This is a genomic window from Cupriavidus sp. GW823-FHT06D04, from assembly GCF_058795055.1.
On record NZ_JBXAHL010000008.1, the window covers coordinates 134,942 to 151,307 of the forward strand.

Genomic DNA, 16,366 nt, shown 5'->3' on the forward strand with positions numbered 1-16,366 from the left:
AGCAGCGGGCGTACCCGTTTCTGCGTGGATATGTAGAGGGGGAAAGCGCGCCGCTCAGCGCTTGCGCACGAAGCGAACCACCTGTTCGGCAGTCTGGCCCTGCGCGCCGGAGGTGGTGTTGGCGGTGTTGGATCCGCAGGTATTGCAGCCGCCGTCGTCGCAGCCGCTGGCACAGCCCGCGGCGGCCTGCGGGGCCAGCCAGCGCGCCAGCCGGGCGCGCCAGCCGGCGGCGGCGCTGCCGCCCAGGCGCGCGGCGAGTGCCGCCTTGACGCGCTCGCGCGTGCGCGGCGCGTAGCGCGCGATCACCTGCACCGCGCACGCCAGCACGATCAGCGGGACCAGCAGCGTTTCGATGGCGTGGTAGAGGGACATGGCGGCGTGGTGCCTCAGCTGAACATCAGCGCGACGCGGTAGGTCACGAAGGCCGCCAGGTAAGCCAGCCCGGTCAGGTAGGCCGCCGACAGCGCCATTACCTTCCACGAGTCGGTCTCGCGCCGGATCACTGCCAGCGTGGAGATGCACTGCGGTGCGAACACGTACCAGGCCAGCAGCGACAGCGCGGTGGCCAGCGACCATTGCGCGGAGATCATCGGCGCCAGCTGCGTGGCCACGGCCTCTTCGCTGCCCGACAGCGCATAGACGGTTGCCAGCGCACCCACGGCCACCTCGCGCGCGGCCAGGCCCGGCACGAGCGCGATGCAGATCTGCCAGTTGAAGCCCACCGGTGCGAACACCTTCTGCAGCGCATGGCCGATCATGCCGGCAAAGCTGTAGTCGATGGCCGGCGCGGTCGCGCCCACGGGCGCGGACGGGAAGGTCGACAGGAACCACAGCAGCACCGTCAGCGCCAGGATCACCTTGCCCACCCGCGACAGGAAGATGCGGGCACGCTCCCACAGGCCGATGGCCACGTCGCGCGGATTGGGGATGCGGTACGACGGCAGCTCCATCAGCAGCGGATGGTCGGTGCGGTCGCGGCGGAAGAACTTGAGCGCGTAGGCCACCACCAGCGCGCTGACGATGCCCGCCACGTACAGCGCGAACAGCACCAGCCCCTGCAGGTTGAACAGGCCCATCACGGTGCGTTCGGGGATGAAGGCGCCGATCAGCAGCGCATACACCGGCAGCCGTGCCGAGCAGGTCATCAGCGGCGCCACCAGGATGGTGGTGAGCCGGTCGCGCGGGTCCTGGATGGTGCGGGTGGCCATGATGCCGGGGATGGCGCAGGCAAAGCTGGACAGCAGCGGGATGAACGAGCGCCCCGACAGCCCCGCGCCCATCATCAGGCGGTCCAGCAGGAAGGCCGCGCGCGGCAGGTAGCCGGATTCCTCCAGCGTCAGGATGAACAGAAACAGGATCAGGATCTGCGGCAGGAACACCACTACGCTGCCCAGGCCAGCGATCAGGCCGTCGACCAGCAGGCTCTTGAGCATGCCGTCGGGCAGGTGGGCACCCAGCATCTCGCCGGCCCAGTGCACGCCGCCCTCGATGCCGTCCATCAATGGCTGGGCCCAGGAGAACACGGCCTGGAACATCAGGAACAGCAGCACCGCCAGCAGCAGCAGGCCGATCACCGGATGCAGCACGATGCGGTCGAGGCGGTCATCCAGCGCGGCGGTGCGCGCCGGCATGCTCACCGCGGCCGCCAGCAGGCGGTTGACCTCGGCATGCACGTCAATGTCGTTGGCGGGTTCCGGCGTGGCCGGCGGGGCCGGCGGCAGGGTGTCGTCGAGCAGGCTGACCAGCGCCGCGGCACCGTCGTGCTTCACCGCCACGGTGCTGACCACCGGTACGCCGAGCGCGGCCGACAGCTTGTCGCGGTCGATCCGGATGCCGCGCCGCGCGGCGGCGTCGCTCATATTGAGCACCACCACCATGGGCAGGCCCAGGCGGCGCAGTTCCAGCACGAAGCGCAGGTGCAGGCGCAGGTTGGTCGCATCGACCACCGACACCAGCAGGTCCGGGCGCTGCTCGCCGGCGCGCATGCCCAGGCAGACATCGCGCGTTATGGCTTCATCGAGGCTGGCCGCGTGCAGGCTGTAGGCGCCCGGCAGATCCAGGATGCGCACCTGGCGCCCGGCCGGCGACACGAAGTAGCCTTCCTTGCGCTCGACGGTCACGCCCGCATAGTTGGCCACCTTCTGGCGGCTGCCGGTCAGGCGGTTGAACAGTGCGGTCTTGCCGCAATTGGGATTGCCGACCAGCGCAATGCGCAGGGCAGAAGTGGAAGGAGCTGCAGACATAATCCGGGGGAAGGCTCAGGCAGTCCGTTTTGCGGACGGTTTGGCGGTCTGGTCGCCGCCCTGCGTGGCGGGGGCGATGCTGGTGACCGAGGCGCTGGCGACCTCTACGCCGATGCGCGACGCTTCCGAGCGGCGCAGCGCAAAGCGGGTGAAGCCTACCTGCGCCACCAGCGGGTCCATGCCGAAGGGGCCGTAGGCGATGATCTGCACGGCTTCACCGGGGACGAAGCCCAGTTCGCGCAGGCGGCGCGCGACCGGGTCTCCCGGGGTGGCGTCGTCCACCGATTGCACAACGGCGGGCGTGCGCCGTGGAAGTTCAGACAACCGCATCATGCTTCCAGTCCGTGGCGCGGTCTGCCGCCAAGCGGCCAGCGCGACCACGCCGGGGTGTGTAAATGAAAATCGTTTTCATTGTATCGCAAATTAGGCATGACGTTGCCCCCTCAAAGGGCGGGGCACGCCGGCCTGCTGCCGCGTCATTGCGCCGCAGGAGGCAAATGATAACCGCTCGGGATGGGGGTGACGGGGGGTGCGCGGGCGGGTAATGCTGCCCAGGTAACGTTTCTTTCGCCTACCGTCATCCCCGCGCGAGCGGGGCCGCGGGCGGCCCGGCTGAAGTGTAGAACGCCGCGCATGAATTCAACCCGATGCAGCGCAGTTCGGCTTTGCGAAGCCGAATGCAACCAGCTTCATGTAGCGCCGATCAATTACTACATTTGCGTTATTGGATGCCGTAAGCGGGCAGGGTTAAGCTCCAAGCACGCTGAACACCCCGTTCCACGCGTACTTCACAAGCCATCGGTCTATCGGCCGGTGGCTTTTTCTTTGTGGCTGCCCTGCGCGGCGGCTGTCATCTCCCGCACCATGCCGACAAAGTGATCGCGCGCAGGATGGTCCGGCGCCGTCTTCCACGCGCAGTAGACCTCCGAGCGCACCGCCGCGTCTGCCAGCGGCCGGAACGCGGCTCCGGCCATGCCGGAGCGCGCCAGCGCCGCGGGCACCACCGCCACGCCCATCCCCTGCGACACCAGCGACACCACCGACAGCCAGTGCCGGACTTCATGCCGGATCTGCGGATAGAAGCCCTGCGCCGCGCACATGTCGAAGATGCGGCTGTAGTAGTCCGGCGAGGCCTTGCGCGAGAACAGCACGAACGGCTCGCCGCGCAATGCCGCCAGCGGCAACTCCGGGAGCGCGGCCAGCGCATGGTCGGCCGGCAGGCAGCAGACAAACGGTTCGCTGTGCACCAGCGTCGCCTGCAGCGTGTCCGGCACGCGGCCGGTGTGGATAAAGGCGGCGTCGAGCTCGTCGTGCAGCAGCGCGTCGATCTGCTCCTGTGAGTTGAGCTCGGTCAGCGCCACCTGAATGCCGGGATAGGCCGCCTGGAACCCGCGCAGCGTCTGCGGCAGCCCGCGATACAGCATCGAGCCGACAAAGCCCACCCGCAGCCGCCCGACTGCGCCCGCTTCGATCTCGCGTGCCAGCACCCGCGCCGCCTCGGCCTGCGCCAGCAGCGCCATGGCCGATTCGCGGAAGGCCCGCCCGGCCGCGGTCAGTCGCACCCCGCGGCTGTCGCGGTCGAACAGCCGGGCCCCGACCGAGGCCTCCAGCTGCTGGATATTGAGCGACAGCGGCGGCTGGGAAATGGCAAGCCGGCGCGCGGCCCGGCCGAAGTGCAGTTCCTCGGCCAGCACGAGGAAGTAACGCAGGTGGCGGAATTCCATGGCGATACAGAAATTATATGGATCAAGCCAATTTTAGAATTAGACGCGAATCTTTGGGGTTCCAATAATGGAGGCCAAAGGGGCCGCAAGCCGGCACCAGCCAATTCCAGGAGACCAGCCATGCCGTCCAGCGCCGTGCGCGACACCACACTTCAAGCCCACTCCACCGCACCGGCCGCTGCCCACCCGGTACCCGACCGCCAGGGCGGCAGCCTGTTTGCCGCCGACCCGGACCTGCGCGCGCTGCTGCCGCTCTACCTGCCGCCCGACCTGTTCAACCACCTGCTGCCGCACCTGGAGCGCATGGGTGCGCTGGCCGGCGGCGTGCTCGACGAACTGGCCGGCGTGGCCGACCGCCATCCCCCCGAACTGACCTACCGCACCCGCGCGGGCGTCGATGCGCAGCGCATCGACAAGCATCCGGCCTATGTGGAGATGGAGCGCGTGGCCTTTGCCGAATTTGGCCTCGCGGCGGCGTCGCACCGCGGCGGCGTGCTGGGCTGGGACAAGCCCATGCCGCCAGCAGCTAAGTACGCACTCACATATCTGTTTGTGCAAGCCGAGTTCGGCCTGTGCTGCCCGCTGTCGATGACCGATTCGCTGACGCGCACGCTGCGCAAGTTCGGCGACCCGGCGCTGGTCGAGCGCTTCCTGCCCAACCTGACCACCCAGGTCTTTGACGATCTCTACCAGGGCGCGATGTTCATGACCGAGCAGGGTGCCGGCTCCGACGTCGCCGCCACCGCCACCCGCGCGGTGCGCGACGCTTCGGCCGAGGGCGGCTGGCGCCTGCAGGGCGACAAGTGGTTCTGCTCCAACCCCGATGCCACGCTGGCGATGGTGCTGGCCCGCGTGGAGGATGAGGCCGGCAACGCCGTGCCGGGCCACAAGGGCGTGTCGCTGTTCCTGCTGCCGCGCAAGCTGGCCGATGGCAGCGACAACCACTACCGCATCATCCGCCTGAAGGACAAGCTGGGCACGCGCTCGATGGCCAGCGGCGAGATCCGGCTGGAAGGCGCGCATGCCTGGCTGGTCGGCGAACCCGGCCGCGGCTTCGTGCAGATGGCTGACATGATCAATAACTCGCGCCTGTCCAACGGCGTGCGCGCCGCCGGCCTGATGCGCCGCGCGCTGACCGAGGGCCTGTTCATCGCGCGCGAGCGCCAGGCCTTCGGCAAGCGCCTGCAGGACATGCCGCTGATGCGCCGCCAGCTGCTCAAGCTGACCCTGCCCACCGAGCAGGCGCGCACCATGGTGCTCCAGACCGCCGAAGCACTGCGCCGCGCCGATGCCGGCGAGGCCGACGCCTACCCGCTGATGCGCATCCTGACGCCGCTGATCAAGTTCCGCGCCTGCCGCGACGCGCGCAAGGTCACCGGCGACGCCATGGAGATCCGCGGCGGCTGCGGCTATATCGAGGAATGGAGCGATCCGCGCCTGGTGCGCGATGCCCATCTCGGCTCGATCTGGGAAGGCACCAGCAATATCGTCGCGCTTGACGTGCTGCGCGCGGTCCGCCGTGAAGGCGCGCTGCCGGTGCTGCAGGCACACCTGGCCGGCCTGCTGGCCGATACGCCGATGCATGCGGCGGCGCGTGCCGTGTTCGAAGGCGCCATCGCCGCAGCGGCGAAGCTGGCCGCGCAAGCCGCTGAGGCCGGCGCCGACGGCGAACTGCTGGCGCGCCAGGCGGCTTCGGCGCTGTACCACGTCACCAGCGCGGTGGCGATGGCCTGGGAGGCCGGGCGTATCGGCTCGGTGCGCCGCATGCGGCTGGCGCAGCTGGTGCTGCGCCATCGCGTGCTGCCGCAGGATCCGCTTGCAGCGCAGGCCGAGCCCGAGTGGCTGGCCGAGACCGTCGCGCCGGCTGACGGCACCGTGCATGCCGCTGGCGCGGTCGACCAGGTCAACGTGTTCTGACCGGATCCACGTCCGGCAACCATTCCCCGCAACACCATCCCGCCACCAGCGGGAGACGTCCTATACCCAGGAGACAACGCCATGAAACTCTGGCACCGCGTAGCGGCCATCGCCGCCTGCTCGCTCTGTATCGCCCCCGCCTTCGCGCAGAAGGACTTTCCGTCCAAGCCGATCATGATGGTCGTCACCTACCCGCCGGGCGGCCCTACCGATGCCATGGCGCGCACGCTTGCCGCCGCGCTCAAGACCAGCCTGGGCCAGCCGGTGGTGGTGGAGAACCGCGCCGGCGCCGGCGGCAATATCGGCGCCGAGGTGGTGGCGCGCGCCGAGCCCGACGGCTACACGCTGATGTTCGGCACCTCCGCGCCGCTGGCGATCAATGTGAGCCTGTACCGCAAGATCAACTACGACCCGGTCAAGAGCTTCGCGCCGGTGATCCAGATCGGCCAGCTGCCCAATGTGCTGGTGGTCAACCCGTCCGTGCCGGCGAAGAACGTCACGGAGCTGATCGCCTATGGCAAGGCGCACCCGGGCAAGCTGACCTATGCCTCGTCCGGCAACGGCGCGTCGTCGCACTTGGCCGGGGTGCTGTTCAACAACGTCACCGGCACCGACTTCCAGCACATCCCGTACAAGGGCACCGGCCCCGCACTGAACGACCTGCTGGGCGGGCAGGTCAGCATGACCTTCACCGACGTGCTCACCGCGATGCCCTTCATCAAGAGCGGCAAGGTGCGCGCGCTGGGCGTCACCACCAAGGCGCGCTCGCAGGCGCTGCCGGATGTGCCGACCGTGGCCGAGCAGGGCGTGCCAGGCTTCGATGTATCGGTGTTCTTCGGCGTGGTCGCACCCGCCGGCACGCCGCCCGAAGTGATCGGCAAGCTCAACCGTGCCTTTGCCGATGCGCTCAAGCAGCCCGAGGTGCGCAAGACCCTGCAGGCGCAGGGCCTGGAGTTCGCGCCGTCGACCACGCCCGAGCAGCTTGGCGGCTTCGTCAAGGCCGAGGTCGGCAAGTGGCGCGCCGTGGTGCAGAAGTCCGGCGCCCAGCTTGACTGAACCGCACAGGAAAACCAGCCATGACCCAAACCAGCCCCGGCGCGCTCGCCGGCATCCGCGTGGTCGACCTGTCGCGCATCCTGGGCGGCCCATACTGCGGCCAGATCCTGGGCGACCACGGCGCCGACGTGCTCAAGATCGAACCGCCGCAAGGCGACGACACCCGCACCTGGGGGCCGCCGTTCAAGGACGGCGTGGCGTCTTACTACTTCGGCCTGAACCGCAACAAGCGCGTGATGCGGCTGGACCTGACCGCCGAAGCGGATCGTGAGGTCCTGCTTGTGCTGCTGGCCGAGGCTGACGTGCTGGTCGAGAACTTCAAGACCGGCACCATGGAGAAGTGGGGGCTGGGCTACGACACGTTGTCCGCGCGCTTCCCTCGGCTGGTCCATTGCCGCGTATCCGGCTTCGGCGCCGATGGCCCGCTGGGCGGCCTGCCCGGCTACGACGCCGCCATCCAGGCCATGTCCGGCATCATGAGCATCAACGGCGAGGCCGATGGCGATCCGCTGCGCGTGGGTTTGCCGGTGGTGGACATGGTGACCGGCCTGAACGCCGTGATCGGCGTGCTGCTGGCACTGCAGGAGCGCGCGCACAGCGGGCGCGGCCAGTTCGTCGAGGCCGCGCTCTATGACTCCGGCCTGTCGCTGCTGCATCCGCATGCGGCCAACTGGTTCATGAGCGGCAAGACGCCGCAGCGCACCGGCAATGCGCATCCCAACATCTACCCGTACGACACGGTGGCGACCGCCACGGACCCGATCTTCCTGGCGGTGGGCAACGACCGGCAGTTCCGCATCCTGTGCGAGCACCTGCGGCTGCCTGCGCTGGCCGATGACGAGCGCTATGGCACGGCGGGCGCGCGCTCGGTGAACCGCGTGGCGCTGAAGGCGGAGCTGGAAGCCAGGCTGCGCGAGTTCGATGGCAAGGTGCTGGCCGACGAACTGGTGGCAGCAGGCGTGCCCTGCGCGCCGGTGCTGTCCGTGGCCGATGCCTTGCAGCATCCGCATACGCAGCACCGCGAGATGGTGGTGGAGATGGAAGGTGGCTACCAGGGGCTGGGTGCGCCGGTCAAGCTGAGCCGGACGCCGGCGACATACAGGTATGCGCCGCTCACCGAAGGGGACGAGTTCCTGGATTAGACGCGACGTTGCCGCGCGGCAAACGAGAAAGGCGGCCATATGGCCGCCTTTCTTCATGGATTCCGGCCCATCACCCCGGAATCATCCCCGGCAACAGGTAAGCCTGCACCACCGTCATGATGCCGATGATCACGGCAAACAGCAGGCTGTGCCTGACCGTGAAGCGGAACAGCTCCGACTCCTTGCCCACCAGCCCGGTCGCCGCGCAGGCCACGGCGATCGATTGCGGCGAGATCATCTTGGCCGTGACGCCGCCGGTGGTGTTGGCGGCGACCAGCAGCGTGTCCGACACGCCGATCTGATGCGCCGTGGTGTTCTGCAGCGCGCAGAACAGCGCGTTGGACGAAGTGTCAGAACCAGTCAGGAACACCCCCAGCCAGCCCAGGAACGGCGAGAAGAACGGGAACGCCGCGCCGGTGCCGGCCAGCAGCAGCGCCAGTGTCGACGACATGCCGGAGTAGTTGGCGACAAAGGCGAACGCCAGCACCAGGCCGATTGACAGCACCGGGCGCGCCAGTTCCACCAGGGTCTCGGCAAAGGTAGCCAGCAGCATGCGCGGCTTCATGCGCAGCAGCACCGCCGAGATCAGCGCGGTCAGCAGGATGGCGGTGCCGACGGCGGAGAGCAGGTCGAGCTTCAGCACCGCGTCATAGGCCTTGGGCGTGGCCACGATCGGCGCGGCCTTGATTACCATCTGGTCCAGCCCCGGGATCTTGAACTTCAGCACCGTGCCCGCCAGCGCGCCGTTGGCTGCGAACAGCGCCTTGAACGGCTGCAGGCTCCACACGGTGACGATGGCGGTCAGGATGCCGAACGGCGCCCACGCGCGCAGCGTCTGCGCCAGGGTGTAGGGCGACGCCTTGCGCCCGGACATCGCGCCGCCGAAGCCGCCGCCGAAGCCGGCCAGCGCGACGGTGCCGCCGCTGACATTGCCACCGGCGCGCTGCGACGCGCCGCGCGGCTGCCATACCTTCAGGAACGCGGCCAGCGACACCAGGCTGACCAGCGCCGAAGTGATGTCCGGCAGTTCGGGCCCGATATGGTTGGACGTGAAGTACTGCGTCACGGCAAAGCTGCCGCCGCACACCAGCGCCGCCGGCCACGTTTCGCGCACGCCTTTGGCGCCGTCCATCATGAACACCAGCCAGAACGGCACCAGCAGCGACAACAGCGGCAGCTGGCGGCCGGCCATCGCGCCGATATGGAAGGGATCGATGCCCGTCACCTGCCCGGCCACGATGATGGGGATCCCCATCGCGCCAAACGCCACCGGCGCGGTATTGGCGATCAGGCACAGGCCCGCCGCATACAGCGGGTTGAAGCCCAGGCCCACCAGCAGCGCCGCGGTGATCGCCACCGGCGCGCCGAAGCCCGCGGCGCCTTCCAGGAAGGCGCCGAAGGCAAAGCCGATCAGCAGCATCTGCAGGCGCTGGTCGTCGGTGATCGACAGCACCGAGGCGCGGATCACGTCGAACTGGCCGGTCTTGACCACGATCTTGTAGAGGAACACCGCGGTCACGATGATCCATGCAATCGGCCACAGCCCATAGGCAAAGCCGAAGCCGGCCGAGGCCAGCGCCTGCTGCGCGGGCATGCCGTAGGCGAAGATCGCCACGGCCAGCGCCAATAGCAGCGTCACGGCCGCGGCGACATGGCCCTTCATGCGCCAGACGGCCAGCGCAATGAAGAAGAACAGGATGGGAATGGCTGCCGCCAGCGACGACAGCCACAGGCTGCCCAGCGGCGTATAGAGTTGGGTCCAGGGTTGCACGGTTAGTCTCCTGCTTTGGTGGTGTTTCGGGAAATCTTTGTTTTGTTTGCAAGCACTGCGTGAAGGCCTACTCCGGCTGTCCCTTCTCCTTCAGCAAATCCGCCAGGCTCTTCGCCGCCGGCTTCAGCGGCGTGCGGTGCTGCGTCCAGCCCATCTGCTTCGACGGCGTCAGCGCGCGCAGCCGCGTGGCGGCCCAGCGGAACAGCCGGTACGTCGCCGGGTGCGAATACGCGCCGCTCCAGAAGCGCCACACCAGGTGCTCGCCGCGGCTGTACTTCGCGCCCTGGCCGCGCAGCGGGTTGGCGACCTGCTCTTCCGGATCGCGGTTGGCCTCGGTGCGCAGGCGCACCAGCAGTTGCGGGATCGGGATGCGTACCGGGCATACCTCGCCGCAGGCGCCGCACAGGCTCGACGCGGTGGCCAGGTCGGCGGTGGCGTCCAGCCCCAGCAGGTGTGGCGAGATGATCTTGCCGATGGGGCCGGGATAGGTCGTGCCGTAGGCGTGGCCGCCGATGCGCGTGTAGACCGGGCAGTGGTTCATGCACGCGCCGCAGCGGATGCATTGCAGCGTGGCGCGCAGCTGCGTGTCGGCATAGGCCTGGGTGCGGCCGTTGTCGAGCAGCACCAGGTGGACCTCGCGCGGGCCATCGCGCTCGCCCGCGCGGCGCGGCCCTGAGATCAGGTTGAAGTAGGTGGTGATGGCCTGCCCGGTGGCCGAGCGCGTCAGCAGCGTGGACAGCGGCACGATGTGCTCCAGCCGGGCCACGACCTTCTCCATGCCCATGATGGCGATATGCACGTCGGGCACGGTGGTGGAAAGCCGGCCATTGCCCTCGTTCTCCACCAGCCACAGCGTGCCGGTGTCGGCGGCGGCGAAGTTCACGCCGGACAGGCCGATATCCGCTTCGACAAAGGCTTGGCGCAGCGCACGGCGGCCGGTCTGGATCAGCGCGTCGACATCCTCGGTATAGGGCGTGTCGGGGATATGCGCCTGGAATAGCTGCGCGATATCGCCCTTGGTCTTGTGGATCGCCGGCATCACGATATGCGAGGGCTTCTCGCCGGCCAGCTGGACGATGTACTCGCCCATGTCCGACTCGATGCAGTCCACGCCGCGCTCGGCCAGGTAATGGTTCAGCTCGATTTCCTCGCTGGCCATCGACTTGCCCTTGATCACGCGCTGCGCCTGCTTCGATGCCGCGATGCGGTGGATGATCGCGTTGGCTTCGTCGGCGTTCTCGGCCCAGTGCACCTGCACGCCGGCGGCGGTGAGCTTTGCCTCCAGCTGCACCAGCAGGTCCGGCAGGTTGGCCAGCGCGTGCTGGCGCACCGCCTCGCCCAGGTCGCGCAGGCGTTCCAGCTCATCCGCGTCGGGGAACTGCGCCAGGCGCTTGCCCTGCAGGAAGTCCATCGCGCCGCGGAAGCTCTGGCGCAGCTTGGGATCGTCCAGCGCCTCGCGGGCGCGTGCCTTGAAGTCCTGCGGCGGAACAAAATTGAGTGTGTGCTGGCTCATTGCCCGGCCTCCGCAGTGTCGGTCTCGATGATGACCCACAGCCGGCGCGGACCATGCGCGCCGTAGGCCAGCGTCTGCTGGATGTCGGAGGTCTTGGACGGGCCGGAGATCAGCACCAGGTTGGTCGGCATGCCGTCGGACCAGCGTTCGGTGCGCGCGGCCATATGCAGGTCGGTGTGCAGCGTCGAGGCGCGCACCAGCGCGACATGCAGCGGCGGCACCAGCGACACCGTGCGTGGCGAGCCCGCATCGGGCGCGACCACCAGCGTGCCGGTGGCGGCAATGCCGGAGCGCGCCACGGTGAAGCCGGCATCGATGGTGTCGAACAGCTCCGCCTTCCAGGCTTCGATCGGGCGGTCGTAGCCGATGGCTTCGATATGGGCCGGCAGGGCGGCCGCCAGCGCGGCACCGGCCTGGCTGGCGGGATCAAGCAGCAGGCGCTTCACGCCGGCATTGGCCAGCTCGGTGGCCAGCAATGCCGGCCAGGCCGCCTCGCTGGCGCACCAGACCTCGGCATGCAGGCCTTGCAGTGCCGCCAGCATCGCGCCGGTCAGTTCGCCAATGGCGGGCGCGCCGTGGCGGCGTGCCTCGAAATGGCCGTCGATGCGGCGGTCGAGTTCCGCGGTGCCTGGGGAAGGTGCAGGCGCGGCAGCGCGCAGCCGGCCGAGCATGCGTTCGCGGGCGCCGGGCGTGCTCATGCGGCATCTCCGGTACGGCGCCACAGGAAGGTGGCCAGGTGCTCCACCTGCAGCGGGGCGTGGTCATGCGCCGCGGTATGGCCGATATTGAGCAGGCAGCCGCAGTCGGCCGAGACCAGCCGGTCGCAGCCGGTGGCGCAGGCCGAGGCCACCTTGTCGCGCACCATGGCGCCGGAGATATCGGGATGCTTGAGCGAGAAGGTGCCGCCAAAGCCGCAGCATTCTGACTCGCGTTCATGCTCCACGCGGGTCACGCCCGGCAGCGCGTCGACCAGGGCCACGCCGTGCTGGCGCGTACCCATTTCTCGACGGGCGCCGCACGAGGTATGCAGCACGATGCGCTCCTGCGGCTGGCCCGCCGGTGCGGCATCGCCAAAATCCAGCTTCAGCACATGGAGCAGGAACTCGCCCAGTTCATAGATGCGTCCGGCCAGTTCCAGTGCCTTGGGGCCGGCCACCGGATCGTCGGCAAAGAGCTGCGGCCAGTGGTGGCGCATCATGCCCGCGCACGAGCCCGACGGCACGATCACCGGCCAGGGCTGGCTGAACAGGTCGAGCTGGGCGCGCGCCACCGCACGGGCCGCGTCGGGGTTGCCGCTGCTGTAGGCGGGCTGGCCGCAGCAACTCTGGCCGCGCGGGAAGTGCACGGTGAGCCCTTCGCGTTCAAGCAGCCGCACGGCGTCGAGGCCGGCCTGCGGCACGAACATGTCGACCAGGCAGGTGGCAAACAGGTAGGCCTGCGCGGGGGCAGGGCCGGTGGGGTACTGACGATCCTTCATGTCTCGCTCCGGACGTGCTGGGGTCGCACGTTTCGGCGCATAATTCCCGCTTCTGCGCGGCGGTACAAATTGGTTGGACCAATCTGCCCGGCGACCCGCGCAAGCTCAGGAGCGAGGACATACGGCATGACGGCAGCGGCAGCAAGGCACGGGCGCACCCGCGGACGCGTGGAGTCGGTCATGCGCCGGATCGAGACCGCGCTGCTCGACGGCACCTGGCCGCCCGGCACGCGGCTGCCGGCCGAGCGGGTGCTGGCCGGGCAATACGAGGTGGCGCGCAACACCGTGCGCGAGGCGATCCAGCGCCTGGCCGCGCGCGGCCTGCTGCAGAGCCGGCGCGGTGCCGGGGTCTACGCCACCGACCAGCTGCGCGCCGGCATTGCCTCGCCCTGGGGCCAGCTGGTGGCCGACCACCCCGCGCTGCGCGACGACATCCTGGAGTTCCGCCGCGTGCTGGAGGGCGCGACCGCGTATTTTGCGGCGCTGCGCGCGGATGCCGCTGACGTGAAACGGATCCGCGCCCTGATGGCCGAGCTGGAACGCGCGCGTGCCGCCGACGACAAGCAGGCAGAGGCCGATGCCGATGCGCAGTTGCATGACGCCATCGCCCAGGCCTCGCACAACACCATGTTCCTGCACCTGCATACCAGCGTGATCGGCATGCTGCGCGAGCACATCACCATCAACGGCACCGGCCTGCGCGAACAGGACGACGGCGCCTCAGACCTTCTGTTGCTGCAGCACCGCACGCTGTGCGATGCGATTTGCGCGCGCCGCCCGGAAGAGGCGCGCACCGCCATGCAGACCCATATCGACTTCGTGCGCAGCCGGGTGGAGCAGGACGGCGCCTGAATCAGGTATTGGTCCTACCAACGCTGCGGCATGCCGGCCGCGGCACTCAGATCAGCCCGGCGCCGGCAAGCTCCCGCTTCAGGTAGGCGTAGAAGATCGGTCCGGCGATCACGCCCGGGATGCCGAACAGCGTTTCCATCAGCAGCATCACCGTCAGCAGTTCCCACGCCGCGGCCTGGATGCGCGCACCGATGATGCGTGCGTTCAGGAAGTACTCCAGCTTGTGGATCACCACCAGGAACACCAGCGACGCCACCGCGATCGGCAACGACACCGACAGCGAGGCCACCACGATGGCGGTGTTGGAAATCAGGTTGCCCAGCACCGGCAGCAGCCCGGCCACGAAAGTGATCACCAGCAGCGTCTTGGTCAGCGGCAGGTGCACGCCAAAGAGCGGCAGCACCAGCAGCAGGTAGATCGCCGTCAGCACGGTGTTGATGGTCGAGATCTGGATCTGCGCGAAGATGAACTGCGAGAACGCCTGCTGCAGCGTGCGTGCGCGCGCCACCAGCGCCGCGGCCAGCGGCCGGCGGTTGGGCCGCACCACCGCGCGGTACAGCGCCACCATCGCGCCGATCACCAGCCCGATCAGGATATGCACCAGCGTGCGCAGCACCTCGGCACCCAGCTTCTGCGCCATCGCGGCATGCTCGCGCAGCGTCTCGATCAGCGTGTTGGCCAGCTCGTCCACGCCGTTGGGAAGCGCATCGCTGAGCCACGGCGGCATCTGGCCACGCGAGCGGTCGATGATGTCGGCCACATGGTTGAGCAGCCCGTCCAGGGTATTGCCCTCGCCACTGACAAAGCGCACCAGCAGCCAGCCCGCCAGCGTCAGCGCCAGCAGGATCAGCGCCGACAGGATGGCCACGGCCAGGGCGTCGTGGCGCTGGTTCAGGCGCTTCAGGCGCGGCGCCAGCACGTCCACCAGCGAGTACAGCAGCAGCCCGGACAGCAATGCCGCCACCAGGTTGGCGTGGAGCACGGTCCAGAGCGCCAGGGCGGTCAGCAGGTAAGCGACGGTGCCGACGCTGTACCACGCGGCCGGCAGCAGGCGCGGGGTGGTGGTCGGGTCGGGGTCTTTCATCGGGGTCTCCGGCATGCAATTTGCTCAAATTTATTCTGAATTCTCGCCGATCCAGATGTTGTTCCTGAGTCAGGCCGTGTGCGCTGAGGCGATGTTGGCATCACGGCACACGCAAAGGCTGTCTATATTAGGGGGAATCGTGCCCGGCAAGGCGCCTGGCGCACCGCTGTCATCGTTTTCCCCAGAGCCCAGGAACGGAGCGCATGGCCTACACCCACACCATCGGCACCCACCGCCACGTCTTTGCCGACCTGCGCACGCTGCTGGCCCGGGCCAGCCCTGCGCGCTCCGGCGACGCGCTGGCGGGCGTTGCCGCGGCCAGCGAGCAGGAGCGGATGGCCGCGCGGCTGGCGCTGGCAGAGGTGCCGCTCAAGCAGTTCCTGACCGAGGCGCTGGTGCCGTATGAGGACGACGAGGTCACGCGCCTGATCCTGGACCGGCACGATGGCGCGGCCTTTGCCGCCATCGGCGCCACCACCGTGGGCGACCTGCGCAACTGGCTGCTGCTGCATGAGACCGACAGCGCCACGCTGGCGCGGGTGGCGCCGGGGATCACCCCGGAGATGGCCGCCGCGGTCAGCAAGCTGATGCGCAACCAGGACCTGGTGGCGGTGGCGCGCAAGTGCCAGGTGGTGACGCGATTTCGCAGCACGGTGGGGCTGCCGGGCCGGCTCTCGGTGCGGCTGCAGCCCAACCACCCGACTGACGATCCCAAGGGCATTGCCGCGTCGATCATCGACGGGCTGCTCTATGGCTGCGGCGATGCCACCATCGGCGTCAACCCGGCTTCGGACAACCTGGGCGCCATCGTCTCGCTGCTGCGCATGATCGATGAGCTGCGCAGCCGCTTCGACATCCCCACGCAATCCTGCGTGCTGACCCATGTCACCAACACGCTGCGCGCGATCGGGCAGGGCGCGCCGGTGGACCTGGTGTTCCAGTCGGTGGCCGGCAGCGAGCGCGCCAATGCGGCCTTTGGCATCAGCCTGTCGCTGCTGGCCGAGGCGCACGATGCCGCGCAGGCGCTCGCGCGCGGCACCGTTGGCGACAACCTGATGTACTTTGAGACCGGGCAGGGCAGCGCGCTGTCGGCCAATGCGCACCACGGCGTCGACCAGCAGACCATGGAGGCGCGCGCCTACGCGGTGGCGCGCGCGTTCTCGCCGCTGCTGGTCAATACGGTGGTGGGCTTTATCGGTCCCGAATACCTGTACGATGGCAAGCAGATCATCCGTGCCGGGCTGGAAGACCACTTCTGCGGCAAGTTGATGGGGGTGCCGATGGGCTGCGACGTCTGCTACACCAACCATGCCGAGGCCGACCAGGACGACATGGACACGCTGCTGACGCTGTTCGGCGTGGCCGGCATCAATTTCATCATGGGCGTGCCCGGCGCCGACGACATCATGCTGAACTACCAGAGCACCTCGTTCCACGATGCGCTGTACCTGCGCGAGGTGCTGGGGCTGCGCCCCGCGCCGGAGTTCGAGGCCTGGCTGCAGCGCATGGGCATTGCCGATGCCAGCGGCAGGCTGCTCGAGCCCGCCGCGCGCCAGCCGCTGCTGCAGATGGCCCACAGCCTGTAAG

14 protein-coding genes are annotated in these 16,366 nt (G+C 68.7%); 5 read left to right on the forward strand and 9 right to left on the reverse strand.

The features are described 5' to 3' along the window. Positions 1-54: 54 nt before the first annotated feature. From AC1Q7H_RS13440 to AC1Q7H_RS13455, 4 genes are all read right to left on the reverse strand, one after another. The gene (locus AC1Q7H_RS13440) at positions 55-372 is read right to left on the reverse strand and encodes a DUF6587 family protein (RefSeq protein WP_013951790.1); all 318 of its coding nucleotides are present in this window, start codon (positions 370-372) and stop codon (positions 55-57) included. A 14-nt stretch (positions 373-386) separates the two neighbouring features. After that, on the reverse strand, positions 387-2,243 hold the full coding sequence (gene feoB / locus AC1Q7H_RS13445) for a ferrous iron transport protein B (RefSeq protein WP_013951791.1): 1,857 nt from the start codon (positions 2,241-2,243) through the stop codon (positions 387-389). A gap of 15 nt (positions 2,244-2,258) precedes the next feature. Further along, positions 2,259-2,573: a FeoA family protein gene (locus AC1Q7H_RS13450; RefSeq protein ID WP_041228503.1), complete on the reverse strand. Its 315-nt coding sequence runs from the start codon at positions 2,571-2,573 to the stop codon at positions 2,259-2,261. A gap of 473 nt (positions 2,574-3,046) precedes the next feature. Next, positions 3,047-3,967: a LysR family transcriptional regulator gene (locus AC1Q7H_RS13455; RefSeq protein WP_013951793.1), complete on the reverse strand. Its 921-nt coding sequence runs from the start codon at positions 3,965-3,967 to the stop codon at positions 3,047-3,049. Positions 3,968-4,087: 120 nt separating this feature from the next. Between AC1Q7H_RS13455 and AC1Q7H_RS13460 the strand changes: the two genes are divergently transcribed. From AC1Q7H_RS13460 to AC1Q7H_RS13470, 3 genes are all read left to right on the forward strand, one after another. Next, positions 4,088-5,884 (forward strand): acyl-CoA dehydrogenase family protein, encoded by a 1,797-nt coding sequence (locus tag AC1Q7H_RS13460; protein ID WP_492381385.1) that lies wholly within the window; start codon positions 4,088-4,090, stop codon positions 5,882-5,884. 81 nt (positions 5,885-5,965) lie between these two features. Then, positions 5,966-6,940: a Bug family tripartite tricarboxylate transporter substrate binding protein gene (locus AC1Q7H_RS13465; RefSeq protein ID WP_013951795.1), complete on the forward strand. Its 975-nt coding sequence runs from the start codon at positions 5,966-5,968 to the stop codon at positions 6,938-6,940. A 20-nt stretch (positions 6,941-6,960) separates the two neighbouring features. After that, positions 6,961-8,082, forward strand: coding sequence for a CaiB/BaiF CoA transferase family protein (locus tag AC1Q7H_RS13470; protein ID WP_153954334.1), 1,122 nt, complete (start codon positions 6,961-6,963; stop codon positions 8,080-8,082). Between the two features lie 70 nt (positions 8,083-8,152). On the opposite strand, the gene AC1Q7H_RS13475 is transcribed toward AC1Q7H_RS13470, so the two are convergent. The 4 genes from AC1Q7H_RS13475 to AC1Q7H_RS13490 all read right to left on the reverse strand — a co-directional run bounded on the left by AC1Q7H_RS13475 (position 8,153) and on the right by AC1Q7H_RS13490 (position 12,843). After that, positions 8,153-9,853, reverse strand: coding sequence for a lactate permease LctP family transporter (locus tag AC1Q7H_RS13475; protein WP_211979525.1), 1,701 nt, complete (start codon positions 9,851-9,853; stop codon positions 8,153-8,155). A gap of 67 nt (positions 9,854-9,920) precedes the next feature. Continuing rightward, on the reverse strand, positions 9,921-11,366 hold the full coding sequence (locus AC1Q7H_RS13480; protein ID WP_013951798.1) for a LutB/LldF family L-lactate oxidation iron-sulfur protein: 1,446 nt from the start codon (positions 11,364-11,366) through the stop codon (positions 9,921-9,923). Then, positions 11,363-12,064, reverse strand: coding sequence for a LutC/YkgG family protein (locus AC1Q7H_RS13485; RefSeq protein ID WP_153954335.1), 702 nt, complete (start codon positions 12,062-12,064; stop codon positions 11,363-11,365). Before AC1Q7H_RS13485 ends, AC1Q7H_RS13480 begins: the two co-directional genes overlap by 4 nt. Next, positions 12,061-12,843 (reverse strand): (Fe-S)-binding protein, encoded by a 783-nt coding sequence (locus tag AC1Q7H_RS13490; RefSeq protein ID WP_492381386.1) that lies wholly within the window; start codon positions 12,841-12,843, stop codon positions 12,061-12,063. The genes AC1Q7H_RS13485 and AC1Q7H_RS13490 overlap by 4 nt, the downstream gene beginning before the upstream one ends. A gap of 126 nt (positions 12,844-12,969) precedes the next feature. Here AC1Q7H_RS13490 and AC1Q7H_RS13495 point away from each other — a divergent pair, with 126 nt between their 5' ends. After that, positions 12,970-13,695: a FadR/GntR family transcriptional regulator gene (locus AC1Q7H_RS13495; protein WP_013951801.1), complete on the forward strand. Its 726-nt coding sequence runs from the start codon at positions 12,970-12,972 to the stop codon at positions 13,693-13,695. 46 nt (positions 13,696-13,741) lie between these two features. Here AC1Q7H_RS13495 and AC1Q7H_RS13500 read toward each other — a convergent pair whose 3' ends face one another. Then, positions 13,742-14,779: an AI-2E family transporter gene (locus AC1Q7H_RS13500; protein WP_013951802.1), complete on the reverse strand. Its 1,038-nt coding sequence runs from the start codon at positions 14,777-14,779 to the stop codon at positions 13,742-13,744. A gap of 203 nt (positions 14,780-14,982) precedes the next feature. Between AC1Q7H_RS13500 and AC1Q7H_RS13505 the strand changes: the two genes are divergently transcribed. Continuing rightward, the gene (locus AC1Q7H_RS13505) at positions 14,983-16,365 is read left to right on the forward strand and encodes an ethanolamine ammonia-lyase subunit EutB (protein ID WP_013951803.1); all 1,383 of its coding nucleotides are present in this window, start codon (positions 14,983-14,985) and stop codon (positions 16,363-16,365) included. Position 16,366: the final 1 nt, after the last annotated feature.

What these genes read in the sequence shown, in the direction of transcription:
- AC1Q7H_RS13440 (WP_013951790.1), bottom strand. Translation starts at nt 372, where the DNA reads ATGTCCCTCTACCACGCCATCGAAACGCTGCTGGTCCCGCTGATCGTG.
- feoB (WP_013951791.1), bottom strand. Translation starts at nt 2,243, where the DNA reads ATGTCTGCAGCTCCTTCCACTTCTGCCCTGCGCATTGCGCTGGTCGGC.
- AC1Q7H_RS13450 (WP_041228503.1), bottom strand. Translation starts at nt 2,573, where the DNA reads ATGCGGTTGTCTGAACTTCCACGGCGCACGCCCGCCGTTGTGCAATCG.
- AC1Q7H_RS13455 (WP_013951793.1), bottom strand. Translation starts at nt 3,967, where the DNA reads ATGGAATTCCGCCACCTGCGTTACTTCCTCGTGCTGGCCGAGGAACTG.
- AC1Q7H_RS13460 (WP_492381385.1), top strand. Translation starts at nt 4,088, where the DNA reads ATGCCGTCCAGCGCCGTGCGCGACACCACACTTCAAGCCCACTCCACC.
- AC1Q7H_RS13465 (WP_013951795.1), top strand. Translation starts at nt 5,966, where the DNA reads ATGAAACTCTGGCACCGCGTAGCGGCCATCGCCGCCTGCTCGCTCTGT.
- AC1Q7H_RS13470 (WP_153954334.1), top strand. Translation starts at nt 6,961, where the DNA reads ATGACCCAAACCAGCCCCGGCGCGCTCGCCGGCATCCGCGTGGTCGAC.
- AC1Q7H_RS13480 (WP_013951798.1), bottom strand. Translation starts at nt 11,366, where the DNA reads ATGAGCCAGCACACACTCAATTTTGTTCCGCCGCAGGACTTCAAGGCA.
- AC1Q7H_RS13485 (WP_153954335.1), bottom strand. Translation starts at nt 12,064, where the DNA reads ATGAGCACGCCCGGCGCCCGCGAACGCATGCTCGGCCGGCTGCGCGCT.
- AC1Q7H_RS13490 (WP_492381386.1), bottom strand. Translation starts at nt 12,843, where the DNA reads ATGAAGGATCGTCAGTACCCCACCGGCCCTGCCCCCGCGCAGGCCTAC.
- AC1Q7H_RS13495 (WP_013951801.1), top strand. Translation starts at nt 12,970, where the DNA reads ATGACGGCAGCGGCAGCAAGGCACGGGCGCACCCGCGGACGCGTGGAG.
- AC1Q7H_RS13500 (WP_013951802.1), bottom strand. Translation starts at nt 14,779, where the DNA reads ATGAAAGACCCCGACCCGACCACCACCCCGCGCCTGCTGCCGGCCGCG.
- AC1Q7H_RS13505 (WP_013951803.1), top strand. Translation starts at nt 14,983, where the DNA reads ATGGCCTACACCCACACCATCGGCACCCACCGCCACGTCTTTGCCGAC.